At 61.6% G+C, this 24,594-nt stretch carries 20 protein-coding genes, 1 tRNA gene and 1 pseudogene; 12 read left to right on the top strand and 10 right to left on the bottom strand.

Features of this window, described 5'->3' with window-relative positions; translation table 11 throughout:
• Positions 1-67: 67 nt before the first annotated feature.
• Positions 68-1,167 (top strand): annotated as a pseudogene (locus K6M89_RS11615) (IS3 family transposase).
• 275 nt (positions 1,168-1,442) lie between these two features.
• On the opposite strand, the gene K6M89_RS11610 reads toward K6M89_RS11615, so the two are convergent.
• The 4 genes from K6M89_RS11610 to xylF all read right to left on the bottom strand — a co-directional run bounded on the left by K6M89_RS11610 (position 1,443) and on the right by xylF (position 5,127).
• Positions 1,443-1,519: transfer RNA gene (locus K6M89_RS11610), tRNA-Arg, on the bottom strand.
• A 198-nt stretch (positions 1,520-1,717) separates the two neighbouring features.
• Positions 1,718-2,500 carry an ATP-binding cassette domain-containing protein gene (locus K6M89_RS11605; RefSeq protein ID WP_222139535.1) on the bottom strand — a complete coding sequence of 261 codons (783 nt, stop codon included), beginning with the start codon at positions 2,498-2,500 and terminating at the stop codon, positions 1,718-1,720.
• A gap of 13 nt (positions 2,501-2,513) precedes the next feature.
• Complete coding sequence (locus K6M89_RS11600; RefSeq protein WP_222139534.1) at positions 2,514-3,827, bottom strand: sugar ABC transporter permease; 1,314 nt, start codon at positions 3,825-3,827, stop codon at positions 2,514-2,516.
• A gap of 259 nt (positions 3,828-4,086) precedes the next feature.
• Positions 4,087-5,127: a D-xylose ABC transporter substrate-binding protein gene (xylF, locus tag K6M89_RS11595; protein ID WP_183912206.1), complete on the bottom strand. Its 1,041-nt coding sequence runs from the start codon at positions 5,125-5,127 to the stop codon at positions 4,087-4,089.
• A 227-nt stretch (positions 5,128-5,354) separates the two neighbouring features.
• Here xylF and K6M89_RS11590 point away from each other — a divergent pair, with 227 nt between their 5' ends.
• Positions 5,355-6,578 carry an ROK family transcriptional regulator gene (locus K6M89_RS11590; RefSeq protein ID WP_222139683.1) on the top strand — a complete coding sequence of 408 codons (1,224 nt, stop codon included), beginning with the start codon at positions 5,355-5,357 and terminating at the stop codon, positions 6,576-6,578.
• An 838-nt stretch (positions 6,579-7,416) separates the two neighbouring features.
• On the opposite strand, the gene iolG is transcribed toward K6M89_RS11590, so the two are convergent.
• Positions 7,417-8,409: an inositol 2-dehydrogenase gene (iolG, locus tag K6M89_RS11585; protein WP_222139533.1), complete on the bottom strand. Its 993-nt coding sequence runs from the start codon at positions 8,407-8,409 to the stop codon at positions 7,417-7,419.
• 199 nt (positions 8,410-8,608) lie between these two features.
• Here iolG and K6M89_RS11580 point away from each other — a divergent pair, with 199 nt between their 5' ends.
• On the top strand, positions 8,609-8,893 hold the full coding sequence (locus K6M89_RS11580; RefSeq protein ID WP_222139532.1) for a hypothetical protein: 285 nt from the start codon (positions 8,609-8,611) through the stop codon (positions 8,891-8,893).
• Here K6M89_RS11580 and K6M89_RS11575 read toward each other — a convergent pair whose 3' ends face one another.
• Both K6M89_RS11575 and K6M89_RS11570 read right to left on the bottom strand, forming a co-directional pair.
• The gene (locus tag K6M89_RS11575) at positions 8,894-9,364 is read right to left on the bottom strand and encodes a hypothetical protein (RefSeq protein ID WP_222139531.1); all 471 of its coding nucleotides are present in this window, start codon (positions 9,362-9,364) and stop codon (positions 8,894-8,896) included. It lies immediately after the preceding gene.
• A 116-nt stretch (positions 9,365-9,480) separates the two neighbouring features.
• Positions 9,481-10,518, bottom strand: a complete 1,038-nt coding sequence (locus K6M89_RS11570; protein WP_097578385.1) for a LysR family transcriptional regulator — start codon at positions 10,516-10,518, stop codon at positions 9,481-9,483.
• Positions 10,519-10,789: 271 nt separating this feature from the next.
• On the opposite strand from K6M89_RS11570, the gene chvE reads away from it, so the two are divergent.
• The 8 genes from chvE (at position 10,790) to K6M89_RS11530 (ending at position 19,870) form a co-directional block, all read left to right on the top strand.
• Positions 10,790-11,854 (top strand): multiple monosaccharide ABC transporter substrate-binding protein, encoded by a 1,065-nt coding sequence (chvE, locus tag K6M89_RS11565; RefSeq protein ID WP_096768932.1) that lies wholly within the window; start codon positions 10,790-10,792, stop codon positions 11,852-11,854.
• Between the two features lie 98 nt (positions 11,855-11,952).
• A complete protein-coding gene (gene mmsA, locus K6M89_RS11560) occupies positions 11,953-13,491 on the top strand; it encodes a multiple monosaccharide ABC transporter ATP-binding protein (RefSeq protein WP_222139530.1) in 1,539 nt (512 codons plus the stop codon).
• Positions 13,488-14,693, top strand: coding sequence for a multiple monosaccharide ABC transporter permease (mmsB, locus tag K6M89_RS11555; protein WP_222139529.1), 1,206 nt, complete (start codon positions 13,488-13,490; stop codon positions 14,691-14,693). The genes mmsA and mmsB overlap by 4 nt, the downstream gene beginning before the upstream one ends.
• 117 nt (positions 14,694-14,810) lie before the next feature.
• On the top strand, positions 14,811-15,806 hold the full coding sequence (gene araD1, locus K6M89_RS11550; RefSeq protein WP_222139528.1) for an AraD1 family protein: 996 nt from the start codon (positions 14,811-14,813) through the stop codon (positions 15,804-15,806).
• A gap of 69 nt (positions 15,807-15,875) precedes the next feature.
• Positions 15,876-17,309, top strand: a complete 1,434-nt coding sequence (locus tag K6M89_RS11545) for an aldehyde dehydrogenase family protein (protein ID WP_038690636.1) — start codon at positions 15,876-15,878, stop codon at positions 17,307-17,309.
• Between the two features lie 62 nt (positions 17,310-17,371).
• Positions 17,372-19,111, top strand: a complete 1,740-nt coding sequence (araD, locus tag K6M89_RS11540; RefSeq protein WP_222139527.1) for an L-arabinonate dehydratase — start codon at positions 17,372-17,374, stop codon at positions 19,109-19,111.
• A gap of 109 nt (positions 19,112-19,220) precedes the next feature.
• Positions 19,221-19,463 (top strand): type II toxin-antitoxin system Phd/YefM family antitoxin, encoded by a 243-nt coding sequence (locus tag K6M89_RS11535; protein WP_222139526.1) that lies wholly within the window; start codon positions 19,221-19,223, stop codon positions 19,461-19,463.
• Positions 19,460-19,870: a type II toxin-antitoxin system VapC family toxin gene (locus tag K6M89_RS11530; protein ID WP_097578395.1), complete on the top strand. Its 411-nt coding sequence runs from the start codon at positions 19,460-19,462 to the stop codon at positions 19,868-19,870. Before K6M89_RS11535 ends, K6M89_RS11530 begins: the two co-directional genes overlap by 4 nt.
• A gap of 113 nt (positions 19,871-19,983) precedes the next feature.
• On the opposite strand, the gene K6M89_RS11525 is transcribed toward K6M89_RS11530, so the two are convergent.
• The 3 genes from K6M89_RS11525 to K6M89_RS11515 are packed head-to-tail and all read right to left on the bottom strand — an operon-like array spanning position 19,984 to position 23,171.
• Complete coding sequence (locus K6M89_RS11525; protein ID WP_222139525.1) at positions 19,984-20,808, bottom strand: transglutaminase family protein; 825 nt, start codon at positions 20,806-20,808, stop codon at positions 19,984-19,986.
• Positions 20,809-20,820: 12 nt separating this feature from the next.
• Positions 20,821-21,762 carry an alpha-E domain-containing protein gene (locus tag K6M89_RS11520; RefSeq protein ID WP_038690626.1) on the bottom strand — a complete coding sequence of 314 codons (942 nt, stop codon included), beginning with the start codon at positions 21,760-21,762 and terminating at the stop codon, positions 20,821-20,823.
• On the bottom strand, positions 21,762-23,171 hold the full coding sequence (locus K6M89_RS11515; RefSeq protein ID WP_222139524.1) for a circularly permuted type 2 ATP-grasp protein: 1,410 nt from the start codon (positions 23,169-23,171) through the stop codon (positions 21,762-21,764). Before K6M89_RS11515 ends, K6M89_RS11520 begins: the two co-directional genes overlap by 1 nt.
• A gap of 515 nt (positions 23,172-23,686) precedes the next feature.
• On the opposite strand from K6M89_RS11515, the gene K6M89_RS11510 reads away from it, so the two are divergent.
• Positions 23,687-24,583 carry a DMT family transporter gene (locus K6M89_RS11510; RefSeq protein ID WP_222139523.1) on the top strand — a complete coding sequence of 299 codons (897 nt, stop codon included), beginning with the start codon at positions 23,687-23,689 and terminating at the stop codon, positions 24,581-24,583.
• Positions 24,584-24,594 lie beyond the last annotated feature (11 nt).

Below are 24,594 nucleotides of genomic sequence, written 5' to 3'. Positions count from 1 at the left end.
CAAACTGGACCAATTTTAGCTAGAGTTTTCCGGTGCATTTTCCTGGCTGGGAAAGGAACGGAAGACGATGAAGGCATCGCAGTTTTCGGACGCGCAGAAGGCGTTCATTTTGAAGCAAGGTGATGAAGGTGTGTCGGTTTCTGAGATTTGTCGCAAGGCGGGTATCAGCCAGGCGACCTACTTCAACTGGAAGAAAAAGTATGCCGGCATGTTGCCGCCGGAGATGAAGAAGCTGAAGCAACTCGAGGACGAGAACGCACGGCTGAAGAAGATCGTCGCGGATCTGACGTTGGATCGCGAGATGCTGCAGGACGTCATCCGCCGAAAGCTCTAAGGCCTGCTCGGCAGCGGGAGGTGGTGAAGGGCATGTGCCGCGATTGGGCAATCTCGATCCGGCGTGCCTGTGGCGCGTTGAACTTCGATCGGTCGACCTACCACTACACCTCTCGCCGCGCCGATCAGGCCGGTCTTGAACGTCGTATTCGCGAGATTTGTGAGACGCGTGTGCGCTACGGCTATCGTCGCGTGCATGTGCTCTTGGAACGCGAGGGCTGGGGCACCAATATCAAGCGAACCTATCGCATCTACAGAGACTTGGGCCTGCAGCTGCGGAACAAGACTCCGAAGCGCCGGGTGAAGGCGAAACTTCGCGAGGATCGGCAAATGGCTGTCGGACCAAATGACGTCTGGGCGATGGACTTCGTGCATGATCAACTGTCGACCGGCAAGAAACTGCGGGTTCTGACGGTGGTCGACACCTTCTCGCGTTATGTTCCCGTGCTCGATCCGCGTCACAGCTATCGTGGTGAGGACGTCGTGCAGACCTTGGAACGGGTGTGCCGGAACGTCGGCTATCCGAAGACGATCCGTGTCGACCAGGGGACTGAGTTCGTATCCCGCGATCTTGACCTTTGGGCCTATGCCAAGGGGTGACCTTGGACTTCTCACGCCCAGGAAAGCCGACGGACAATGCCTTCATCGAAGCATTTAACGGCCGCTCCGAGCCGAATGTCTGAACCAGCATTGGTTCCTGACCCTTGCGGATGCCCGCGAAAAGATGGAGGATGGCGCAGAGACTACAATGAGGTGCGGCCACATGGTGCCATCGGCAATAAGGTGCCGATCTCACTGATGAATTCGGGAGGCGCAACCAGCCCGCCTCCCTGAATGAAGCCGGAAAACTCTAGTCTGCGCTGGTCCAGAGTTTGGGGGCGGTTCAAAAAATGCCGAGACTCTAATCCTCGCCGGATGAAAGTTCAGTGGCAGGTCAGCGGAAGACCATCCGGTAAGGCCGCGCGTCGTGGGCGCCGCCGCCTCTGTAATTCGAAGACAGGTTCAGACCTAACGCGAAAAAAAAGCAAGACTGGGGGCTTTAGGTGCAAACCCTCGCGGGCTTACCACTAACTTACGGTGCGCAGCTTTGTTCTGGAGTGGTCGAAATTTGGCGCACCCGACAGGATTCGAACCTGTGACCTTTGGAATCGGAATCCAACACTCTATCCAGCTGAGCTACGGGTGCATGCCTGAGGCGGTTTGAATCGCCTGTCCGATGGGTGGTTCTTAGCCTAGCTTGCGGCCGGCTTCAATCGCGAATTTCTCAGAAATACCGATGCTTGCGATTTGGCGCGTATTTTATCCGCCAGCTCCGCGAACGCATAAAAAACTCCGCCGGCCTTGCGGGCGGCGGAGCGGTCGTCGGGTGATGAGCTTGCAGCGGTCAGATCTGCATGGCGCCGGGGCCGGGGATGGCGTTCGGCGGCACCTTGCCGAGGATGATCATGCCGAGCACTTCGTCCTTGGTCACGTCCTCGGTGCGGGCGTGGCCCACCACCTGGCCGTTCTTCATCACCGAGACGCGGTCGGCGAGGTCGAAGACGTCGTGGATGTCGTGGCTGATGAGGAAGATGCCGATGCCTTCTTTCTTCAGCTGCTTGATCAGCTCGCCCACCTGCGCCGTCTCCTGCGGCCCGAGGGCCGCCGTCGGCTCGTCCATGATCAGGATGCGGGCGTTGAAGAGGATGGCCCGCGCAATCGCCACCGATTGCCGCTGGCCGCCCGAAAGCGCCTTCACCGGCTCCTTGAAGCGCTTGAAGTTGGGGTTGAGCCGTCCCATCACTTCGCGCGCCGAGGCCTCCATCGCCACGTCGTCGAGCGTGCCCCAGCGGGTCTTCAGCTCGCGGCCGAGATAGAGGTTGGCGGCGGCGTCGACATTGTCGGCGACGGCGAGCGTCTGGTAGATCGTCTCGATCCCGTATTTCTTGGCATCGCGCGGGTTGCGGATGTCGGCCGGCTCGCCATTGATCAGGATTTCGCCGGAGTCGCGCTTGTAGGCGCCGGACAGGATCTTGATCAGCGTTGATTTGCCGGCGCCGTTGTGGCCGAGCAGGGCGACGACTTCGCCGGGGTAGAGATCGACCGAGGCATTGTCCACGGCGTGGATGCCGCCGAAGGCGATCGAGATGTTTTTCAGTTCCACGAGGGGAGTGCGGTGATCAGTCATTTTGAGGCTCCTCTCACTTGGCACGGGCGCGATAGACGGTGTCGAGCCAGACCGCGACGACGAGGACGGTGCCGACGACAACGCTCTGCAGCGGGGTGTCGACATGCGCGAGCACCATGCCCGATTGCAGCGACTGCATGACGAGCGCGCCGAGCATGGCGCCGGCGATCGTGCCGGTGCCGCCCGCCAGCGACGTCCCGCCGATCACGGCGGCGGCGATGGTGTAGAGCTCGTCGAGCGTGCCCTGCGAGTTGGTCGCGGCGTTGAGGCGGGCGGTGGAAATCGCGGCTGCGATAGCGGCCAAAACCCCCATCAGCGCGAAGATGCGCACGGTCACCCAGCGGGTCTTGATGCCGGCCAGCTCGGCCGCCTCCGGGTTACCGCCGATCGCGAAGACATAGCGGCCGAAGCGCAGCCGGGTGGCGATGAAGGTCATGATGATGCCGACGACGATGGCGATCAGCACCGGCACGGCGATGCCGTAGGGGATATCCAGGCCGGTTTCGGGCCAGGGAATATTGTTGGTCTCGGCATATTTCTTGGCGATGTTGATCGGCCAGTAATAGCTGTTGGCGATCCAGACGGCGCCGAGGATCAGCACGCAGCTCAGCGTCGCGAGGAAATATTCCGCCCAGATCGGCCGGCGCGGAAAGCCGAAGCGGCGGCGTTGGCGGCGCGAGCCGATAATGCTGGCGATGACGAAAAGGCAGGCAACGATGCCGACGATCCAGCTCCAGGTGGCGCCGATCGAGCCCTCCGCGCCGCCGCCCATGATGCGGAAGGTCTGGTCCATCGGGGCAACCGTCTGGCCGCTGGTGACGAGCCAGGTCGCGCCGCGCCAGACGAGCAGGCCGCCGAGTGTGACAATGAAGGAGGGAACGTTCAGGAAGGCGATGATCATGCCCTGGAAGGTGCCGATCAGGCCGCCCGCGATCAGGCCGACCAGCAGCGTGATCACCCAGGTGAAGGGGCTGTCGAAGCCGATATACTCAGGCAGGATCTTCGCTTGCGTCACGCCCATGATCATGCCGCAGAGGCCGAGCACGGAGCCGACCGAAAGGTCGATGTTGCGGGTGACGATGATCAGCACCATGCCCGTCGTCATGATCGCGATGTCGGTCGTCTGGACCGAGAGGTTCCAGAGATTGCGCGGGGTCAGGAACAGACCGCCGGTTATGATGTGGAAACCGATCCAGATGATGACGAGCGCGCCGATCATGCCGAGCAGGCGTGTGTCGATCTCGGTCGCGCGGAAGAAGCGGGTCACCGGGTTGGCTTCCGCCGTTCGCGGCCCGCTTGATGTGGTGGATTTTACCATTTCGGCCATGGGTTTGCCGTTCCCCCATTGTGTGTGGACGGGTGCGCCGGCGTGCCCGAAACTGTCGGCGGCGTCATCGTCCGTTCTTCAACTGACCATCGTGATGCTTCCGGAAACCGTGGCGTGGCGTCGCGACACCCTTCCGGCAGGGAATGCAAATCCGCGATGGTGCGGCGGGGCGGAGGAACTGCATCCTTGGAGTTCGCATCCGCATCCGGCGCCGCAACGGTCTTCCCGCTGCGGCGCCGGCATTTCGTTCGAAGCTTGCTTACTTGCAGGCGGCGACGGTGCCGGCCTTGACGCCCTGGCAGGCTTCAGCCTTGGAAATCCAGCCGGCGTCGATGACGACGTTCAGATTGTCCTTGGTGATGGCGAGCGGCTTCAGGAAGACCGACTGCATTTCCACGCCCTTCGGGCCGCCCTTGAAGGCCTGTGCGCCTTCGATCTTGCTCATGTCCTTGCCGCCGGCGAGGTCGAGAGCGATTTCGGCGGCACGCTTGCCGAGTTCGCGGCTGTCCTTCCAGACGGAAACCGTCTGCGTGCCGAGAGCGATGCGGTTCAGCGCCGCCTTGTCGCCGTCCTGGCCGGAAACCGGAACGGAGCCGGCGAGGCCCTGGGCGTCGAGCGCTGCAATCGCGCCGCCGGCCGTGCCATCGTTGGAGGCGACGACGGCGTCAACCTTGTTGTTGTTGGCGGTCAGGAACTGCTCCATGTTGCGCTGGGCGTTCTCCGGCAGCCAGCCGTCGGTATAGGCCTCGCCGACATTCTTGATCTTGCCGGCGTCGATCGCGGCCTTCAGCACTTCCTGCTGGCCCGAGAACAAGAAGTCGGCATTCGGGTCGGAGGACGAGCCCTTGATGAACACGTAGTTGCCTTCCGGCTTCGCCTTGAAGACGCCTTCAGCCTGCAGGCGGCCGACTTCCTTGTTGTCGAAGGTGATGTAGAAGGCGGCCGGATTTTCGATCAGGCGGTCGTAGCCGACAACGGGGATGCCTTCGGCAGCGGCCTTTTCGATCGCCGGGCCGATGGCGTCGGAATCCTGGGCGAGAATGATCAGCGCGTTGGCGCCCTGCGAGATCAGCGATTCGACGTCGGTCAGCTGCTTTGCGGCCGAAGACTGCGCGTCAGCGGAAATATACTTGGCGCCCTTGGCTTCGAGAGCCTTCTTGATGGCCGCTTCGTCGGTCTTCCAGCGCTCTTCCTGGAAATTCGACCAGGAAACGCCGACGACGAGATCGGCAGCCATGGCGGCGGTGTGCACGGAAACGAGGATGGCGGCGCCTGCCATCAATTTCAAAATAGACTTCATAATGTCCTCCCGAGTGAGTTGCGGCCGGCCCAGCCCATGCTTCCTCCGGCCACCGCGATACGCCTGTCGAGGAAAGTTCGGATTATTTTCTCGACAGTCGAGAAATTTGATGTCAGAGATTTTTTCAGCTGTCAACACTGGACTTTCGGCCTCAGCCCCTTGCGCGGCGGCGGCCGGAGATGCAGTGGAAACCAGGGGCGAACAAGCAGGAGGAGAGGGCGGCATTCATGCTGACCAAGTCGAGCACGGAGCTGGTCCGGCAGAGAAACAGCGTGCTCGTGCTGTCCGTGCTGCGCCGTCACGGCGCGCTTGCTCACACCGAAATTTCCGATTTCACCGGCCTGTCCTCGGCCACCATCTCGGCGATCACGGCCGATCTGGAACGCGCCCAGATCATCGAAAAATCCGAGCAGCAGGCGGCAAGCGGCCGCGGCCGGCCGCGCGTGCTGCTCCGGCAGCGGCGCGATTGCGGCTATCTCATCGTCGTCATCATCTCCTCGGATGCGGTGCAATATTCGCTGGTGGATTATGCCGGCAAGCTAATCGACCGCTTCAGCGAGGAGCGCTCGCATGATCCCTCAGGGGCTGGCCGCTTCGTGGAGGGCGTGCGCGCCGGCCTTTCGCGCATTCTCGATCGCTCTCGCATTACCCAGGAAAAAGTGCTGCTGATCTCGATCAGCAGCAAGGGCCTGGTCGATTCCACCGAGCCGGTGCTCGTCTGGTCGCCGATCTTCGGCAGCGACCAGATCGATTTCGAATCGGCGCTGCGGCCGGATTGGCAGGCCAAGGTCATCCTCGATAACGAGACGCTGCTGGTCGCCGCCGCACTCGGCGCGCGCGAGGAGATCGTCAAGGGCGCCGATTTCCGCTCGCTCGCCGCTCTTTCCCTCGGCCACAGCATCGGCCTCGGCATCGTCCGGCGGGGAGGGCAAACCGGGCAGGAGGTTTCGGCGCCGAATTTCGGCCACATGCTGCACATGGCGGGCGGCGGCCTCTGTCGCTGCGGCACGCGCGGCTGCATCGAAGCCTATGCCGGCTTCTACGCCATCCTGCGCAGCGCCTTCGAAGTGCCGCTGGATACGATCCCCGCCAAATTCGTCCCCGTCGCCGAACTCGACAAGATCGCCGCCAAGGCCCGCCAGGGCCACCACACCTCCGCCTTCGCCTTCCGCCAAGCCGGGCTTGCCCTCGGCAACGGCCTGTCGCGCATGCTCAGCCTCACCGAACGCATGCCCATCGCCATCACCGGTCCCGGCACCCGCTATTACGATCTGCTGCGCCAGGGCATCGAAGAGGGCCTCGGCCAGTCGCACATCGTGCGCATGGAAGGCATGCCGGAAATCCGCATCGTCCCCGAAGAACCCATCTTGGTCTTCGAAGGCCACCTCAACCGGGCGCTCTCGGTGATCGACCAGGATATCGTGGTCTCAGGCGTGCAGGGTGGGGAGTAGCGCCCAGAACTGCAGCGACGGCCAGCTTGGCGCAAACACAACCCTCACCCTAGCCTGGAATCCACGGCCCCACCCTCCGTCCTGCCCGGCCTTGAGCCGAGCATCCGCGCCGCATCTCCAGCGACAATGGGCAGTCGCATCGCCTCTTGCTCCCTCATCCCTGTGCTCGTCACAGAGATCCAGTGCGCCCAAGTCCTTGGGCGCGGCAGACTCGCTTCAATGCGAACAGGTTCATTCACCGCGCCGACGCGCGGTGGCTGGATTCCAGGCTCAGGGCCTGGAATGACGGAGGTTGGGGGTGTGTTGCCGCCAAACGAGCCGTCGAGGTTTCGGACGGCGGTTGGTGCCCGGTGCATGTTATCGCCGCCTTTGACCAGGAACCGGGACGCCTCATCCGCTGCGCCGACGGTAAGTTTGGCGCAAACGCAGCCCTCGCTCTCCGTCATTCCAGGCCTTGAGCCTGGAATCCATGGCCGCAGCCTCCGTTCTGCTCGGCCTTGAGCCGAGCATCCACACCGCATCCTCCCGCGACAATGGGCAGGTCGCATCTCCTCTTGCTCCCTCATCCCTGTGCTCGTCACAGGGATCCAGCGCGCCCAAGTCCTTGGGCGCAGGAGACTCCCTTCAAGGCGAAACAGAATCATTCACCGCCCGACGCGCGGTGGCTGGATTCCTTTGACGAGCACAGGAGCGAAGGTGGGGAGAGGTCGCAGCTCGACTCCGGTCGGTGCCGGCAGCCGGTATGACAAGGCCGCTCTCGCCGCCTTTACCACAAACGCAAAACGGCCGGGCGTATGCCCGGCCATCTCATGCATGACTGGCGGTCGGGAGAGGGCCGTCAGCCAACCTTGATCAGCTTGCCTTCCTTGACCGACTGCACCGCCGCATCGGCGAGCGCCAGCGCCGCCAGGCCATCGGCGCCGGAGGGCGAGATCTTCGTGCCCTTTTCGATCGCGGCGATGAAGGCGGCGATCTCGTTGGCGTAGGCTTCGGTGTAGCGGGTCATGAAGAAATCATGCAGCGGCGGACGGGTGTAGCCGTCGCCGTTGGCGACTTCGATCGAAACCGGACGCTGGTTTTCGGCCGCCGCCATGCCCTTGGCACCATGCACTTCGATGCGCTGGTCGTAGCCATAGGTGGCGCGGCGGGAGTTGGAGATGACGGCCTGCTTGCCGGAGGCGGTCTGCAGGATCACCGAGACGCTGTCATAATCGCCGGCTTCGCCGATCGCCTTGTCGACGAGAACGGCGGCGGTCGCCAGCACCGAGACCGGCTCTTCGCCGAGCAGGAAGCGGGCCATGTCGAAATCGTGAATCGTCATGTCGCGGAAGATGCCGCCGGAGCGTTTAATATAGTCGACCGGCGGGGCGCCGGGATCGCGCGAGGTGATCGTCACCATTTCGACATCGCCGATCTTGCCGTCGTCGATGACCTTGCGCACCGCCATGAAATGCGGGTCGAAGCGGCGGTTGAAGCCGACCATCAGCTTGGCGCCGGTTTCTTCCACCACCTCGATGCAGGCTTTGACGCGGGCGACGTCGAGATCGATCGGCTTTTCGCAGAATATCGCCTTGCCGGCGCGGGCGAAACGCTCGATCAGGTCGGCATGGGTGTCCGTCGGCGTGCAGATGACGACGGCGTCTATATCTTTGGCGGCCTCGATCGCCTCGATGGTGCGGACCTCGCAGCCGTAGGCCGAAGCGATGGCTTCGGCTGCCTGGGGAAAGGCATCCGCGACCGCAACCAGCGTCGCATTGGCGTCGCCGCTGACGGCCTTGGCGTGAACCTTGCCGATGCGGCCGGCGCCGAGAAGACCAAATCTCACTGTCATTGCAACCTCCCTTGAATTCGGAACAAATAAACCGAATTGCCAAAAATCTGGAATTTTCATTCCATCTTCTCTGCGTCGCGTCAAGCCCGCGGCTCTTTCACATTTGCAAGATTCAAACTAAAGACAAGCGCGACACCTGACCACAATGGGTGCGACACATGCCGGGGGCATGTGTGACATATTGGACTGTGGGGCACAGATGCAACTGATCGATGCGAACCATCCGGCATACCGGCGCCTCTGGGTGCGGATTGCCATCGTGGCCGTCTGCTTCGGCTGGGCTGCGGTCGAGATCATCGGCGGCGATCCCTTCTGGGCCGTCATCTCGGCCGGGGCGGGCGCCTATGCCTATTATATGCTGTTCTGGAGCTTCAATCCGCAGCCCGAGGTCGCCGAGCCTGCAGCCGTGCCTGACGCTGACGACGACGAACAGCCCGCGACGCCAGCTGCGGACAAGCCGTCGAAGGACGGGCAGGCGGAATAATCAGCGCAATCGCCTGAGCGCCTCGTCGATCAGGAGATTGGCCAGCATCATCCGCTTCGTCGCATTATCGCGGAAGGGCAGGGCGACGCCGTCGGGATGATTGGCGCGTGCGAAGGCGCGGCGCTTCTCGCCGAGCGTCAGCGGTGTATCGGTCGCCGAGATCGCCAGTTCGGCGGCAACCTCTTGCGGGGCCGTGCGGGTGAGGTGATCCGGCATCACAGGCTCGGGTGGAAGCAGCGGCCCCGGTTTTTCCACGCGCCCGGCCGCGGCTTCGTGTTCCAGATTGTCGAAATAGGCTTCGCCGATCCGCTGCGAGGCGACCGAGACACCCTCCATGACATCGAAGGCGAAGCCGGTGCTTAGGCTCGCAACACGGTGGGCGGCCGGCGCTTCGGCGTCGTCTTCCACCGTCTCGTCCTGCGTCTTCAGCCGCTCAAGCACTGATTGAAATACCGACTGTCCGAACAGCATCCCGCTTCCTTGAAGAGCATTCCGGCGTCTGCGATCGGCCGACGTGCTCTATTTTTTCACGCAATTTCCGGACGCAAGAAACCGCTGCGCATTTGCCGAAATTGCTCCAGTGTACATTAAGCCGGCCAAGATGGCGCCGGGCTTGCGGGCTTATCCCGCTGCTTCCGGCTTTCCTCGAGGATGATGTCGTAGAGCAGCCTTGCGCTCGGCGGCAGCGCCCGTTCGCTTGCCGCGATCAGGCTGTAAGGCTTGACGTTGATGTCGAAATCGATCGGCAGTACACGCACGTCGGAGGCCTTGGCGCCCTGGCTCGCCAGGAAGTGGGCAACGTCGACGGCGACGGGGGCGATCGCGTCGGTCTCGCAGACGATGGCGCAGGTCAGCAACAGCGAGGAGGTGTTGACGATATTTTCAGGCAGCGCCACGCCGCGCGCCAGGAAAAAGTCCTCGATCGTCCGGCGTAAGAGCGTGCCCGGCGGCTGAAACACCCAGTCGTAATCCCTGACGTCGGCAAGGCTGCTCACTTTGTGCTTTAAAAGCGGATGGCTCTTGCGCACGATCAGGCAGGCGCGCTCGATGCCAATCTCCGTCACCTCGAACAGGCGCGGGTTGAGGTCGTCGGGGATGCGGCCGATGATGAAGTCGTGGCGGGCGGCGAGCAGCTCGCGGGCGAGCACGTTGCTGGTTTCCACCTGGATGTTGATCTCGATGCCGGGATAGGCCTTGCGTACCCTGTTGATCGCCGGCACCACGAGGCTCATGGCCGGCGCCGTTACCGCGCCGATGAAGACCGAGCCGCCCTTGCCGCTCTTCAATTCGCCGATCTCGCGGCTCGCTTCGCGCAGCTCCAGCAGGATCTTTCTTGCCCGCCTGGCAAGGGCCGCGCCGAAGGTCGTCAGCACCACGCCGCGGGCGACGCGCTCATAGAGCTGCGTCTTGGTGATCGCCTCCATTTCGGACAGCATCCGCGATGCGGCGGGCTGCGAAATGTTGAGGACTTCCGCAGCTGCGGAAATCTGTCCGCTATCTTCGATTGCGACGATCATTCGCAGGTGATTCAGCTTAAGTCCTGCCCGTAAAAGGCTGTCATCACCGAAATTGTCGCTGTGGATATCGACGTGATCCATGGAAATGGGCTCTGAAACGATCGTCATGGTTGCAGCCTCCCCGCTGCGCTCCATCAAAAGTAATACTTTTTAACGATATACCAAAATTGTTATGCACATTACCACTTATTCTATTTGACAGTTATAGGAATCCATACCAGTTTGCCGCCGTGTGCTGGTTGGCACTCAACACGTGTGAGATCGTGGAGGAGACCTACTTCGTTTCTCACCATCTGAAGTAACTATCCAATACGGAACCTGCCACAGTTTCGGGGCGGGCGATTTTTCGTCCGCTGCACTATTAACAAGGGAGAGAGAAATGAAATCCATTATCTCATTGATGGCTGCGGCTGCCTTCGGCGTCGCTTCGTTCGTTATGCCTGCCATGGCGCAGGACAAGGGGCTCGTCGGCATTGCGATGCCGACCAAGTCCTCCGCTCGCTGGATCGACGACGGCAACAACATCGTCAAGCAGCTCGAGGCCGCCGGCTACAAGACCGACCTGCAGTATGCTGACGACGATATTCCGAACCAGCTGTCGCAGATCGAAAACATGGTCACCAAGGGCGCCAAGGTTCTCGTCATCGCTTCGATCGACGGTACGACGCTTTCCGACGTTCTTCAGAAGGCTCACGATGCCGGCATCAAGGTCATCGCTTATGACCGCCTGATCCGCGACTCGGCCAACGTCGACTACTACGCCACCTTCGACAACTTTCAGGTCGGCGTTCTGCAGGCAACCTCCATCGTTGACGCCCTCGGCCTCAAGGATGGCAAGGGCCCGTTCAACATCGAACTCTTCGGCGGTTCGCCGGACGACAACAACGCCTTCTTCTTCTATGATGGCGCAATGTCGGTCCTGCAGCCCTACATCGACTCGGGCAAGCTCGTCGTGAAGTCCGGCCAGACCGGCATGGATAAGGTCGGCACCCTGCGTTGGGATGCGGCTACGGCCCAGGCCCGCATGGACAACCTGCTCTCGGCCAACTACACCGACGCCAAGGTCGATGCCGTCCTGTCTCCCTATGACGGTCTCTCGATCGGCATCATCTCCTCGCTGAAGGGCGTCGGCTACGGTTCGGCTGACCAGCCGCTCCCGATCGTTTCCGGTCAGGACGCTGAAATCCCGTCGGTCAAGTCGATCATCGCTGGCGAACAGCACTCGACGGTCTTCAAGGACACCCGCGAACTCGCCAAGGTTACTGTTGCCATGGTCGATGCCGTCATGTCCGGCAAGGAGCCCGAGGTCAACGACACGAAGACCTACGACAACGGCGTCAAGATCGTTCCGTCCTATCTGCTGAAGCCGGTTTCGGTCGACAAGACCAACTACAAGCAGATACTGGTCGACGGCGGTTACTACACCGAAGACAAGCTGAAGTAAGTTAAACACGAGGCCGGAGCCCGCGTGCTTGCGGGTTCCGGCCTTCGATTTTATGATCGCCAGGCCGCTCGGCGGCTCAAGGCGCTGGAACTTTGACTATGGACAATACCATCCTCGAAATGCGGAGCATCACCAAGACGTTCCCGGGCGTCAAGGCGCTGGAGAACGTGAACCTCAAGGTTCGCCAAGGTGAGATCCACGCATTGGTGGGCGAAAACGGGGCCGGCAAATCGACCCTGATGAAAGTGCTATCGGGCGTCTATCCGACAGGAAGCTATGAAGGCGACATCGTCTATGAAGGCGAGACGCGCCACTTCAAGGTACTGAAGGATTCCGAAGAAATCGGCATCGTCATCATTCACCAGGAACTGGCGCTCGTGCCATTGCTGTCGATCGGCGAAAACATCTTCCTCGGCAACGAGAACGCCAAGAAGGGCGTCATCAGCTGGGAAGAGACGTATAACCGCACGAAGCAGCTGCTGCAGAAGGTGGGCCTGCGCGAATCGCCGAATACGCTGGTAACCGATATCGGCGTCGGCAAGCAGCAGCTCGTCGAGATCGCCAAGGCGCTGTCGAAGAGCGTGAAGCTGCTCATCCTCGACGAGCCCACAGCGTCGCTGAACGAGAAGGATTCCGACGCGCTGCTCAATCTCCTGATCGAGTTCCGCAATCAGGGCATCACCTCGATCATCATTTCCCACAAGCTGAACGAGATCCGCAAGGTCGCCGACCAGATCACGGTCCTGCGCGACGGCATGACCGTCAAGACGCTCGACTGTCACGCCGACGAGATCAGCGAAGACATCATCATCAAGAACATGGTGGGCCGCGACCTCGCCGACCGTTATCCGCCGCGCTCCGTGCCGATCGGCGAGACGATCTTCGAGGTGAAGAACTGGAACGCCTATCACCAGCATCACCGCGACCGCCAGGTGCTGCACAACATCAACGTCAATGTCCGCAAGGGTGAGGTCGTCGGCGTAGCCGGCCTGATGGGCGCGGGCCGCACTGAATTCGCCATGAGCGTCTTCGGCAAGTCCTACGGGCACAAGATTAGCGGCGAGGTCTTCGTCGACGGCAAGCCGGTCGATGTCAGCACCGTACGCAAGGCGATCGATGCGGGTCTTGCCTACGTCACTGAGGACCGCAAACAGCTCGGCCTCGTGCTCAACGACACGATCCTGCACAATACGACGCTCGCCAATCTCGACGGAATTTCGAACAACAGCGTCATCGACGACATCAAGGAGACGAAGGTTGCGACCGATTACCGGTCGAAGCTGCGCATTCGCTCGCACGGCATCTTCCAGGAAACGGTCAATCTTTCCGGCGGCAACCAGCAAAAGGTCGTGCTGTCGAAATGGCTATTCTCCGATCCCGAGATTTTGATCCTCGACGAGCCCACCCGCGGCATCGACGTTGGCGCAAAGTACGAGATTTATACTATCATCAACCAGCTTGCCGCCGATGGGAAGGGCGTTCTGATGATCTCATCGGAAATGCCCGAACTGCTTGGCACTTGTGACCGCATCTACGTGATGAACGAAGGACGCATCGTCGCCGAACTGCCGAAGGGAGAAGCAAGCCAGGAAACCATCATGCGCGCTATCATGCGCTCAGGGGAGAAGAGACAATGACTCCGGTTAACCCAGCAACCGAGGAAAGCAACGTCGTTTCCGTTGCCGATTACATCCGCGGCAACATTCGTGAATACGGCATGCTCATCGCGCTCGTCGCGATCATGGTGTTCTTCCAGTTCTACACCGGCGGCATCCTCTTCAAGCCGGTCAACCTGACGAACCTGGTCCTGCAGAATTCGTTCATCGTCATCATGGCCCTCGGCATGCTGCTCGTCATCGTGGCCGGCCATATCGACCTTTCGGTCGGTTCGATCGTCGCCTTCGTCGGCGCGCTCGCGGCGATCTTCACCGTGACATGGGGCATGAATTTCTGGGTCGCCGGTCTGATTTGTCTCATCGTCGGCGGCATCATCGGCGCGGCGCAGGGCTATTTCATCGCCTATCACCGCATTCCGTCCTTCATCGTGACGCTCGCCGGCATGCTCGTCTTCCGCGGCCTGACGCTGACGGTGCTGAACGGCAAGAACATCGGCCCGTTCCCGAAAGAATTCCAGGTCATCAGCACCGGCTTTCTGCCGGGCGACATGATCGACGTCTTCGGCACGCCCCTCCAGTCGACCTCGCTGATCCTGACCGTCATCCTGCCGGTCATCCTGTTCTACCTCGCCTGGCGCCGCCGCAAGGTGAACGAGAGCCACGGGATCGATGTCGAGCCAATGGGCTTCTTCCTCCTTCAGAACGTGGTCGTTTCGGTCGCCATTGTCTGGCTCGGTTGGCTCCTGTCGAGCTATCGGGGCCTGCCGAACGTTCTCGTCGTCATGCTGGTGCTGATCGCGATCTACGCTTTCGTCACCAAGCGCACGACGATCGGCCGCCGCATCTATGCCATGGGCGGCAATGAAAAGGCGACCAAGCTTTCCGGCATCAACACGCAGCGCCTCAGCTTCTACACCTTCGTCAACATGGGCGTGCTTGCGGGCCTCGCCGGCATGATCGTCGCGCTTCGCCTGAACTCGGCAACGCCGAAGGCCGGCGTCGGCTTCGAGCTTGACGTGATTGCGGCCTGCTTCATCGGCGGCGCCTCGGCATCCGGCGGTGTCGGCAAAATCACCGGGGCGGTCATCGGTGCATTCATCATGGGCGTCATGAACAACGGCATGTCGATCGTCGGCCTCGGCATCGACTTCCAGCAGATGGTCAAGGGTGCGGTGCTTCTCGCCGCCGTGTTCTTCGACGTTTACAACAAGAACAAGGGCTGAGCGCCGACAGGCGCCAGCCCCGGCATTCGCAGTCGTATGAAAGATGGATTCCGGCTCCTGATGGAGCCGGACAGGCGGAGCTTTTCTGTCTTCGCGGAAACGAGAAGGATCAAAGTCGTGCTTATTTCCCAGATCAAGGGTGCCAACGGAGAGATCGTCGTCGCCGTGCGCGAGCAGGGCGGCGCGGCGAGATCGGTCAACAATGCCGGCAGCGTCTATCAGCTGGCGATGGAAGCCGCCGACGGCGGCAAGTCGCTGGCCGCGGTCATCGAGGCGCATGGTTTCGGCGAAACCGTTGACCTCGAAAAGGCTTACGCGGACGGCCGCTTCCTGCCGCCGATCACCCATCCGGACGCTGCCCACCTGCATCTGACCGGCACCGGCCTTACCCATCTCGGCTCCGCCGCCACCCGCGATTCCATGCACAAGAAGACCACTGAGGCGGCCGAGGAAACGCTGACCGACTCGATGAAGATGTTCAAGATGGGTCTCGAGAACGGCAAGCCGAAAGCTGGCGAAAAGGGCGTGCAGCCCGAATGGTTCTACAAGGGCAACGGCTATGGCACTGCCGCCCCCGGCGCGCCGCTCGTCTCGCCCTTCTTCGCCCTTGATGGCGGAGAAGAGCCTGAAATGGCCGGCATCTACGTCATCGCCAAAGACGGAACGCCGTTCCGCATCGGCTTTGCCCTGTCGAACGAGTTTTCCGATCACGTCACCGAGCGGATGAACTATCTCTATCTGGCCCACTCGAAACTGCGCCCGGCCGCCTATGGTCCGGAAATCCGCATCGGCGCGGCCCCCGACGACATCCGCGGCACCTCACGCATCAAGCGCGGCGAAAAGGTGATCTTCGAAAAGCCCTTCCTGTCGGGTGAAGCGAACATGTCGCACACCTTCGCCAATCTGGAATATCACCATTTCAAATATGGCCTCTTCCGGGTTCCGGGAGATGTTCATGTCCATATGTTCGGCACGGCGACACTTTCCTTTGCCGACGGCATCAAGACGGAAGAGGGCGACCTCTTCGAGATCGAAGTCGCCGAATTCGGCCTGCCGCTGCGCAATCCGCTGAAGGTAGCGGCCGAAGAAGAGATTTCCGTCAAGCAGCTCTGATTTTCGAGGTCGGGCTGCATCCGCAGCCGGGCCGTTGTTTGTAAACGGTAAAGGAGGCTTGTTGAGCCCATGACCATTTATCAAAACCTGATCGCCGGCGAATGGGTCGGCACGAACGCGACGAAGAACATCAATCCGTCGGACACCAACGAAGTCGTCGGTCTCTATGCCGACGGCAGCGCCGAAGATACCAAGAACGCCATCGCCGCCGCCAAGGCCGCCTTCCCGGCCTGGTCGCGCTCGGGCATATGGGAACGCCACGTCATCCTGAAGAAGACCGGCGACGAGATCATGGCGCGCAAGGACGAGCTCGGCGCACTGCTCGCCCGCGAAGAAGGCAAGACCCTGCCGGAAGCCACCGGCGAAGTCATCCGCGCCTCGCAGATCTTCGAATTCTTCGCAGGCGAAGCGCTGCGGCTTGCCGGCGAGGTCATCCCGTCGGTGCGTCCGAACATCGGCGTCGAGATCACCCGCGAGGCGCTCGGCGTCATCGGCATCATCACGCCGTGGAATTTCCCGATCGCCATCCCGGCCTGGAAGATCGCCCCGGCGCTCTGCTACGGCAACACGATCGTCTTCAAGCCGGCCGAACTGGTGCCGGCCTGCTCCTGGGCGATTGTCGACATCCTCAATCGGGCAGGGCTGCCGAAGGGTGTCTTGAACCTCGTCATGGGCAAGGGCTCGGTCGTCGGCCAGGCCATGCTGGAAAGCCCCGACGTTGCCGGCATCACCTTCACCGGCTCGACCGGCACCGGCCGCCGCGTCGCCGCCGCCTCGATCGAGCATAACCGCAAGTTCCAGCTGGAAATGGGCGGCAAGAACCCGATGGTCGTGCTCGACGACGCCGATCTCTCCGTCGCCGTCGAAGCCGCCGCCAATTCCGGCTTTTTCTCGACCGGCCAGCGCTGCACCGCTTCGTCGCGCCTGATCGTCACCGAAGGCATTCACGACAAGTTCGTCGCGGCGTTGACCGAGAAGCTGAAGACGCTGGTCGTCGACAACGCGCTGAAGGCCGGCACGCATATCGGCCCCGTCGTCGACGAGCGGCAGCTGAAGACCGACACCGACTACATCGAGATCGGCAAAAAGGAAGGCGCCAAGCTCGCTTTCGGCGGCGAAGTGATTTCCCGCGAAACACCCGGCTTCTACCTGCAGCCGACGCTGTTTACCGAAGCGACCAACCAGATGCGCATCTCGCGCGAGGAGATCTTCGGACCTGTCGTCTCGGTGATCCGGGTCAAGGACTATGACGAGGCCTTAGCGACGGCCAACGACACGCCGTTCGGCCTTTCGGCCGGCATTGCCACGACCAGCCTGAAGCATGCGACGCATTTCAAGCGCAACGCCGAGGCCGGCATGGTCATGGTCAACCTGCCGACCGCGGGCGTCGACTTCCATGTGCCGTTCGGCGGCCGCAAGGGTTCGTCCTACGGTCCGCGCGAGCAGGGCAAGTATGCGAGCGAATTCTTTACGGTGGTCAAGACCGCCTACACGCTGGCTTGAGACATATCCGATGACCCGGGCCGTACGAGGCGGCCCGGCAATTCACCTGAAGGACAGAGAAAATGAAAAAGAAAGCGGAATGGCCGCGCCGGCTGAGGTCGCAGGAATGGTACGGCGGCACGAGCCGCGATGTGATTTATCACCGCGGCTGGCTTAAAAACCAGGGTTATCCGCACGACCTGTTCGATGGCCGGCCGGTGATCGGCATCCTCAACACCTGGTCGGATATGACCCCGTGCAACGGTCATCTGAGAGAGCTCGCCGAGAAGGTGAAGGCGGGTGTATGGGAAGCCGGCGGTTTCCCGCTCGAGGTGCCGGTATTCTCGGCCTCCGAAAACACCTTCCGTCCGACCGCGATGATGTACCGCAACCTCGCCGCGCTCGCGGTGGAAGAGGCGATCCGCGGCCAGCCGATGGATGGCTGCGTGCTGCTCGTCGGCTGCGACAAGACCACGCCGTCGCTGCTGATGGGCGCGGCCTCCTGCGACCTGCCGTCGATTGTCGTCACCGGCGGACCGATGCTGAACGGCTATTTCCGCGGCGAACGCGTCGGCTCCGGCACGCATCTGTGGAAGTTCTCCGAAATGGTGAAGGCCGGCGAGATGACGCAGGCCGAGTTCCTCGAGGCGGAAGCCTCGATGAGCCGCTCATCGGGCACCTGCAACACCATGGGCACCGCCTCGACGATGGCGTCGATGGCCGAGGCGCTTGGCATGGCGCTCTCCGGCAACGCCGCGATCCCCGGCGTCGATTCCCGCCGCAAGGTGATGGCGCAGCTGACCGGCCGCCGCATCGTGCAGATGGTCAAGGACGACCTGAAGCCGTCCGAGATCATGACGAAGCAGGCTTTCGAGAACGCCATCCGCACCAATGCGGCGATCGGCGGATCGACCAACGCCGTCATCCACCTGCTCGCCATCGCCGGCCGCGTCGGCATCGATCTTTCGCTCGACGACTGGGACCGCTGCGGCCGCGATGTGCCGACCATCGTCAACCTGATGCCGTCGGGCAAGTACCTGATGGAAGAATTCTTCTATGCCGGCGGCCTGCCTGTCGTGCTGAAGCGCCTCGGCGAGGCCGGGCTCCTGCACAAGGACGCGCTGACCGTCTCGGGCGAAACCGTCTGGGATGAGGTCAAGGACGTCGTCAACTGGAACGAAGACGTCATTCTGCCGGCCGAAAAAGCGCTGACCTCGTCGGGCGGCATCGTCGTGCTGCGCGGCAATCTCGCGCCGAAGGGCGCGGTGTTGAAGCCTTCGGCCGCCTCGCCGCATCTTCTGGTGCACAAGGGCAGGGCGGTCGTGTTCGAGGATATCGACGACTACAAGGCCAAGATCAACGACGACAATCTCGACATCGACGAAAACTGCGTCATGGTCATGAAGAATTGCGGGCCGAAGGGCTATCCCGGCATGGCCGAGGTCGGCAACATGGGACTGCCGCCGAAGGTGCTGAAGAAGGGCATTCTCGACATGGTGCGCATTTCCGACGCCCGCATGTCGGGTACCGCCTATGGCACCGTCGTGCTGCACACCTCTCCGGAAGCGGCCGTCGGCGGTCCGCTCGCGGTCGTGAAGAACGGTGATATGATCGAGCTCGACGTGCCGAACCGTCGCCTGCATCTCGACATTTCCGACGAGGAACTGGCGCGGCGGCTTGCCGAATGGCAGCCGAACCACGATCTGCCGACGTCGGGCTACGCCTACCTGCACCAGCAGCATGTCGAAGGCGCCGATACCGGCGCCGACCTCGACTTCCTCAAGGGATGTCGCGGAAATGCTGTCGGCAAGGACAGCCACTGACAGGGCATCTATCCGAAGCTGGAAAAGGCGGGCACTTCATCCCGCCTTTTTCTTTGCGCTTGCTTCGAAAATGTCTATATTTCTGTACAGATGTACAGGAGATATGGTCATGTCGAAGGTCGTCGGCGCCACTGAGTTCAAGGCGAAATGCCTGAACCTTATCGATCAGATGCAGAGCGATGACGAAACCATCGTGATCACCAAGCGCGGCAGGCCTGTTGCGGTGCTCTCACCGGCACGCGAGGCAAACGAGCGGAAAAGCATTATTGGCGCGATGAAGGGCAGCGTCCTACGCTATGACGATCCGCTGTCCCCGGTAGGCGAGCCGGAGGATTGGGAAGCCGTCCGTTGATCGTCATTGACACCCATATCCTGATCTGGGCGATGCATGACGATGCGCGTCTCGGTTCACATGCCCGGCGCATCATCGACGAGATGACGGAGAAAAGCCGGATCCTGGTTTCGGCGATCACACCTTGGGAAATCGCGATGCTTGTGCAGAAAGGACGCTTGGCTCTTGGAGACGACGTCGGGCGGTGGATCGAAAGTGCGTTGGCTCTGCCGGGACTTGAACTGGCACCGATTGAGCCATCCATTGCAGTGGATAGCGTTCGGTTGCCCGGTACTTTTCATGCCGATCCCGCCGACCGCCTCATCGTCGCTACAGCCCGTTTCCATCGCGTGCCGTTAATGACGGCCGATCAGGCGATCCTCAGCTATGGCGGGCGTGGCCACCTCCAGGTTTTTGCAGCAGATTGATTGCTGCCTGGGTGTGGAGTTTAACGCGCCGGAGTATGTCGGAATGCCGGATGCGCCGGTCGCCGGCTCCCCAGCCGGGCCGCAGGGGGACATAGATTCACAGCCGATGTCGCTCAGCTCTGGCTCTGGCTTTGCAATTGCCCGCCATCTTCCACCTTCACGGTGACCGACAGTGTTTCGCCCGGCGTGCCGATGCGCATGCCGGAGATCGGCGCAGCGTCGCGGTAGCAGAGGCCGGAGGCGATCCTGACGTAGCGGGCATCCGGGCAGATCTCGTTGGCGGGATCGAAGCCGACCCAGCCGAGGCCGGGAATATGGGCCTCGGCCCAGGCATGGGTCGCCGCCTGTTCGATCTTTTCCTCCATCATCAGATAGCCGGAGACGTAACGGGCCGGGACCTGCAGGGCGCGGGCGGCGGAAACGAAGATGTGCGCATGGTCCTGGCAGACGCCGCTCTTCTTCTCCAGCGCCTGTTCGGCCGTCGTCGCGGCGTTGCTGGTGCCGGGCTTATAGTCGACCGTCACATGGATTGCCGCCATCAGCGCATGCATGCGGGCAAGCTCGTTGTCGCCGCCGACGCTCTTGACGAGCTCTTTGATGAGCTTGCCGCCCTTGGTCAGCGGCGTCTCGCGCAGGAAGAGCCAAAGCGGGCAGAAGCCGGTGTGCGGGCCGGTGACACCATTATTGTCCGCCGTCTCGACCTCGCCCTCGGCCAAGATGCGCGTCACGTGCTGCACGCCTTCCAGCGAGACCAGATTGACGTGGTTGCCGTACTGGTCGTCATACTCCACCTCGGGCGTGGCGCCCTCGACGTTCAACGACCAACCGAGCACCTTCTGAGAAGCGGTTGTCGGCGGCGTCAGTCTGAGGCGTTGCAGCGAGAACTGCGCCGGCTCGTCGTAGCGGTATTCGGTGAGGTGGCTGATCTTCAGTCTCATGGTCTGATCCGCTTAAACATAGAACCGGTAGCCGTCGGAAATCTCTGCGCCGAGCTGGTTGTTGCGCGAGACGAAATCCTCCAGGAATTCGTGCAGGCCCTGATCCATGATGTCGCGGATCGCCCGGGTCTGCAGCGTGGTGCGGATCGCGTCGGCGGTGTCGTGGGCAGGCAGCCGCGCCTCGTAATCCTGGGCGAGATAGCCGAGATTGCTGACGATCTTTTCGTAGCAATAGGCAAGCGAACGCGGCATCTGGACGTTCAGCGTCAAGAAGTCGGCAATGTTCATCGCCCGGTATTCGCCGTCATAGGCCCAGCTATAGGCGCGGTGGGCGGAGACCGAGCGCAGAATCGATTCCCACTGGACATTGTCGAGCGAGGAGCCGACCGCCGAGACCGAGGGCAGCAGCACGTAATATTTCACGTCGAGAATGCGGCTGGTATTATCGGCCCGCTCAATGAAGGTGCCGATGCGGGCGAAATTATAGAGCTCGTTGCGCAGCGTCGAACCGTGGAAGGCACCGCGGATCAGGCCGGCGCGGCGCTTGATGGCGTCGATCACCTCGGGCATCTCGGCCGGCTTGACGCGCTTTTCGAGCAGCGACTTCAAGTCGATCCAGCATTCGTTGGTCGCTTCCCAGGTCTCGCGCGTCAGCGCGGTGCGCACCATGCGGGCGTTGTTGCGGCCGGACTCGATGCAGGACATGACGCTCGACGGATTGGCGCGATCGCGCAGGAGATAGTCGATCGCATCGGCATTCGTCAGCTTCGCGTGGCCCTCGTCATAAGCTTCGCGTACGCCGGCGCTTTGCAGCACGCCATCCCAGTTGTCGTCGCCGGCGCTGCTGCGGGTCAGCGACATGCGCAGCCCGGCATCGACGAGGCGGGCGATATTTTCGGCGCGCTCGATGTAACGGAACATCCAATAGAGGCCGTTTGCGGTTCTTCCGAGCATCAGTCCTCCAATACCCAGGTGTCTTTCGTGCCGCCGCCCTGGCTGGAATTGACCACCAGAGAGCCTTGCTTCAGCGCCACGCGGGTGAGCCCGCCCGGAATGATCTGAACCTTGTCCGAGACGAGCACATAGGGACGAAGGTCGACATGGCGCGGCGCGATCCCCTTGTTGACGAGGATCGGCACGGTGGAGAGCGACAGCGTCGGCTGGGCGATGTAGTTGTTCGGCTTGGCTTTCAGTTTTTCGGCGAAATCGGCACGCTCTTTCTTCGACGCCGTCGGGCCGACCAGCATGCCGTAGCCGCCGGAGCCGTGGACTTCCTTGACGACCAGCTCCTCCAGGTGCTCCAGCACGTATTTCAGGCTTAATGCTTCCGAGCAGCGCCAGGTCGGCACGTTTTCGAGCAGCGCCTTGCTGCCGGTGTAGAATTCGACGATCTCCGGCATGTAGGAATAGATCGCCTTGTCGTCGCAAATGCCGGTTCCGGGCGCGTTGGCAATGGTGATATTGCCGGAGCGGTAGACGTCCATGATGCCGGGGATGCCGAGCGCGGAATCAGCTCGGAAGGTCAGGGGATCGAGGAAGTCGTCGTCGACGCGGCGGTAGAGCACGTCGATCGCCTCGTAGCCGCGGGTCGTGCGCATTTTCACCTTGCCGTCGATGACGCGCAGATCAGAGCCCTCGACCAGTTCGACGCCCATCATGTCGGCGAGGAAGGAATGCTCGTAATAGGCCGAATTATAGATGCCGGGCGTCAGCACCGCGACGCGCGGCTTGCCGGTGCAGCCGGGAGGCGCAAGCGAAGCAAGACTCTGGCGCAGCAGATAGGGATAGTCTTCGACGCGCTGCACCTTGTTCTCATGGAAGAGTTCCGGGAACATCTGCATCATGGTTTCCCGGTTTTCCAGCATGTAGCTGACGCCGGAAGGGGTGCGGGCATTATCCTCCAGCACGTAGAACTGATCCTCGCCGGTGCGCACGATGTCGGTGCCGACGATATGGGTGTAGACGCCGCCGGGCGGGCGGAAGCCGATCATTTCGGACAGAAAGGCGACATTGTGCTCGATCAGCTCGCGCGGAACGCGGCCGGCACGGATGATCTCCTGCTTATGGTAGATATCGTCGAGGAAGGCGTTGAGGGCGATCACCCGTTGTTCGATGCCCTGGGCAAGCTTGCGCCATTCGCGGGCGGAGATGATGCGGGGAATGATGTCGAAGGGGATGAGCTTTTCGGAGCTGTCGGCGTGGCCGTAGACCGCGAAGGTGATGCCGGTCTTCCGGAAGATGTTCTCCGCATCGCGGGACTTGGCAATCAGATGCGACCGGTCTTGGCTATTGTACCACTCGAAATATTTTTCATAAGGCGGGCGGGGACTCTCGTCCCCGGTAATCATTTCGTCAAATGCCAAAGGTGCGGCTCCCCTTTTTTGTTCATTTGAATACAACGCAAATTGCAATGCAAGAACCATGCGCAGTTCGGGGAAAAGATTTTGCGTTGCGGGAAAGAGGCGGGATTTCCGGGCATTTGAGGTGATGGGACGCGGGGTGGGAATGGTTATTCCGTAATGACTGCTCAAAATGTGAGCAGGTGATGGTTTTTCGCTCGGCCAGCCACGGCGCGTCCGCGCCGTGAATGACTTCTAAAGTGAAGAGTGTCTATCGCGCCCAAGGACTTGGGCGCGATAGATTCCTGTGACGAGCACAGGAATGAGGTAGGGTGTGGGGAAGCGCCGGAGAATCCTCACTGCGTACCATACTGGCGAGCTTCCGATGGGCTCGTTCACCATATTGAAAGTATCGTCTCCGGCTTGTCGGTTGTCCCAACCATCAACGAAATTTCAAATAAGCATCAACGCTTCGCCTTTGACCGCGGCCTTCGGCTGGAGCTATCAGCATGGCGAACTCTTTTCCGCTGAGCAGCCCCATGTCCCTTGACCGCTTCGCCCCCGCCGTTTTCGTCCTGCTCTGGTCCACGGGCTGGGTGGTGGCGAAATATGCGGCGCTGCATTCGGAGCCTTTCACCTTCCTTTCGATACGTTACGCGCTGTCGGCCTTGGCGTTCCTCGCCTTTTGCCTGGCGACCGGGGCGCAATGGCCGAAAAGCCGGTTGACGGCGCTGCGGGCCGTTTATTCCGGTTTCTTCCTGCACGGCTTTTATCTCGCCGGCCTGTGGTGGGCGATTGCCAATGGCGTGCCGGCCGGCATATCGGGCATCATCGCGGCGCTGCAGCCGTTATTGACGGCGATGGCGGCTCCGTTTCTCGTCGGCGAGCGGTTGCAGCAGACGCAGAAACTCGGCCTTGTCTTCGGCTTCATCGGCATTGCCATTGCCATTTCGCCGAAACTCCTCGATCCGGCGACCGCCGATCTCACGCATGCGCTGCCGCTGGCGATCAACCTTATCGCCATGGGGGCCGTCACCTACGGCACGCTCTACCAGAAGAAGCACTTGCAATCCGGCGATCTCAGGTCGATCGCCACGCTGCAATATGTCGGGGCATTGATTCTCACCCTGCCGCTTTCGCTGATCTTCGAGCATCAGCAATTCGACGGCACCGCGCAGGCCTTTGCCGCGCTGATCTGGTCGGTCTTCGGCCTGTCGATGGGTGGCGTCGGGCTGCTGCTCTATCTGATCCGCCGGGGGCAGGTCTCCCGCGCCGCCTCGCTGATCTATCTGATGCCGCCAGCCGTCGCGTTCGAAGCCTTCATCGCCTTCGGGGAACCGCTGACCGTGCCGTTGATTCTCGGCACAGTGATCGTGGTCGCCGGCGTCTATCTGACCAACCGCAAGGCGGTCGAACGCAAGCCGGTGGAAGCATAAATAGCAAAAGG

This window comes from Rhizobium croatiense, from assembly GCF_019793465.1.
Classification (GTDB): domain Bacteria; phylum Pseudomonadota; class Alphaproteobacteria; order Rhizobiales; family Rhizobiaceae; genus Rhizobium; species Rhizobium croatiense.
Note: the sequence above shows the minus strand (reverse complement) of the source record. Positions and strands in the feature narration are given on the sequence as shown.

Coding starts and splice junctions, on each gene's coding strand:
- K6M89_RS11605 (WP_222139535.1), bottom strand. CDS start 2,500: ATGACTGATCACCGCACTCCCCTCGTGGAACTGAAAAACATCTCGATC.
- K6M89_RS11600 (WP_222139534.1), bottom strand. CDS start 3,827: ATGGCCGAAATGGTAAAATCCACCACATCAAGCGGGCCGCGAACGGCG.
- xylF (WP_183912206.1), bottom strand. CDS start 5,127: ATGAAGTCTATTTTGAAATTGATGGCAGGCGCCGCCATCCTCGTTTCC.
- K6M89_RS11590 (WP_222139683.1), top strand. CDS start 5,355: ATGCTGACCAAGTCGAGCACGGAGCTGGTCCGGCAGAGAAACAGCGTG.
- iolG (WP_222139533.1), bottom strand. CDS start 8,409: ATGACAGTGAGATTTGGTCTTCTCGGCGCCGGCCGCATCGGCAAGGTT.
- K6M89_RS11580 (WP_222139532.1), top strand. CDS start 8,609: ATGCAACTGATCGATGCGAACCATCCGGCATACCGGCGCCTCTGGGTG.
- K6M89_RS11575 (WP_222139531.1), bottom strand. CDS start 9,364: ATGCTGTTCGGACAGTCGGTATTTCAATCAGTGCTTGAGCGGCTGAAG.
- K6M89_RS11570 (WP_097578385.1), bottom strand. CDS start 10,518: ATGACGATCGTTTCAGAGCCCATTTCCATGGATCACGTCGATATCCAC.
- chvE (WP_096768932.1), top strand. CDS start 10,790: ATGAAATCCATTATCTCATTGATGGCTGCGGCTGCCTTCGGCGTCGCT.
- mmsA (WP_222139530.1), top strand. CDS start 11,953: ATGGACAATACCATCCTCGAAATGCGGAGCATCACCAAGACGTTCCCG.
- mmsB (WP_222139529.1), top strand. CDS start 13,488: ATGACTCCGGTTAACCCAGCAACCGAGGAAAGCAACGTCGTTTCCGTT.
- K6M89_RS11545 (WP_038690636.1), top strand. CDS start 15,876: ATGACCATTTATCAAAACCTGATCGCCGGCGAATGGGTCGGCACGAAC.
- araD (WP_222139527.1), top strand. CDS start 17,372: ATGAAAAAGAAAGCGGAATGGCCGCGCCGGCTGAGGTCGCAGGAATGG.
- K6M89_RS11535 (WP_222139526.1), top strand. CDS start 19,221: ATGTCGAAGGTCGTCGGCGCCACTGAGTTCAAGGCGAAATGCCTGAAC.
- K6M89_RS11525 (WP_222139525.1), bottom strand. CDS start 20,808: ATGAGACTGAAGATCAGCCACCTCACCGAATACCGCTACGACGAGCCG.
- K6M89_RS11520 (WP_038690626.1), bottom strand. CDS start 21,762: ATGCTCGGAAGAACCGCAAACGGCCTCTATTGGATGTTCCGTTACATC.
- K6M89_RS11510 (WP_222139523.1), top strand. CDS start 23,687: ATGTCCCTTGACCGCTTCGCCCCCGCCGTTTTCGTCCTGCTCTGGTCC.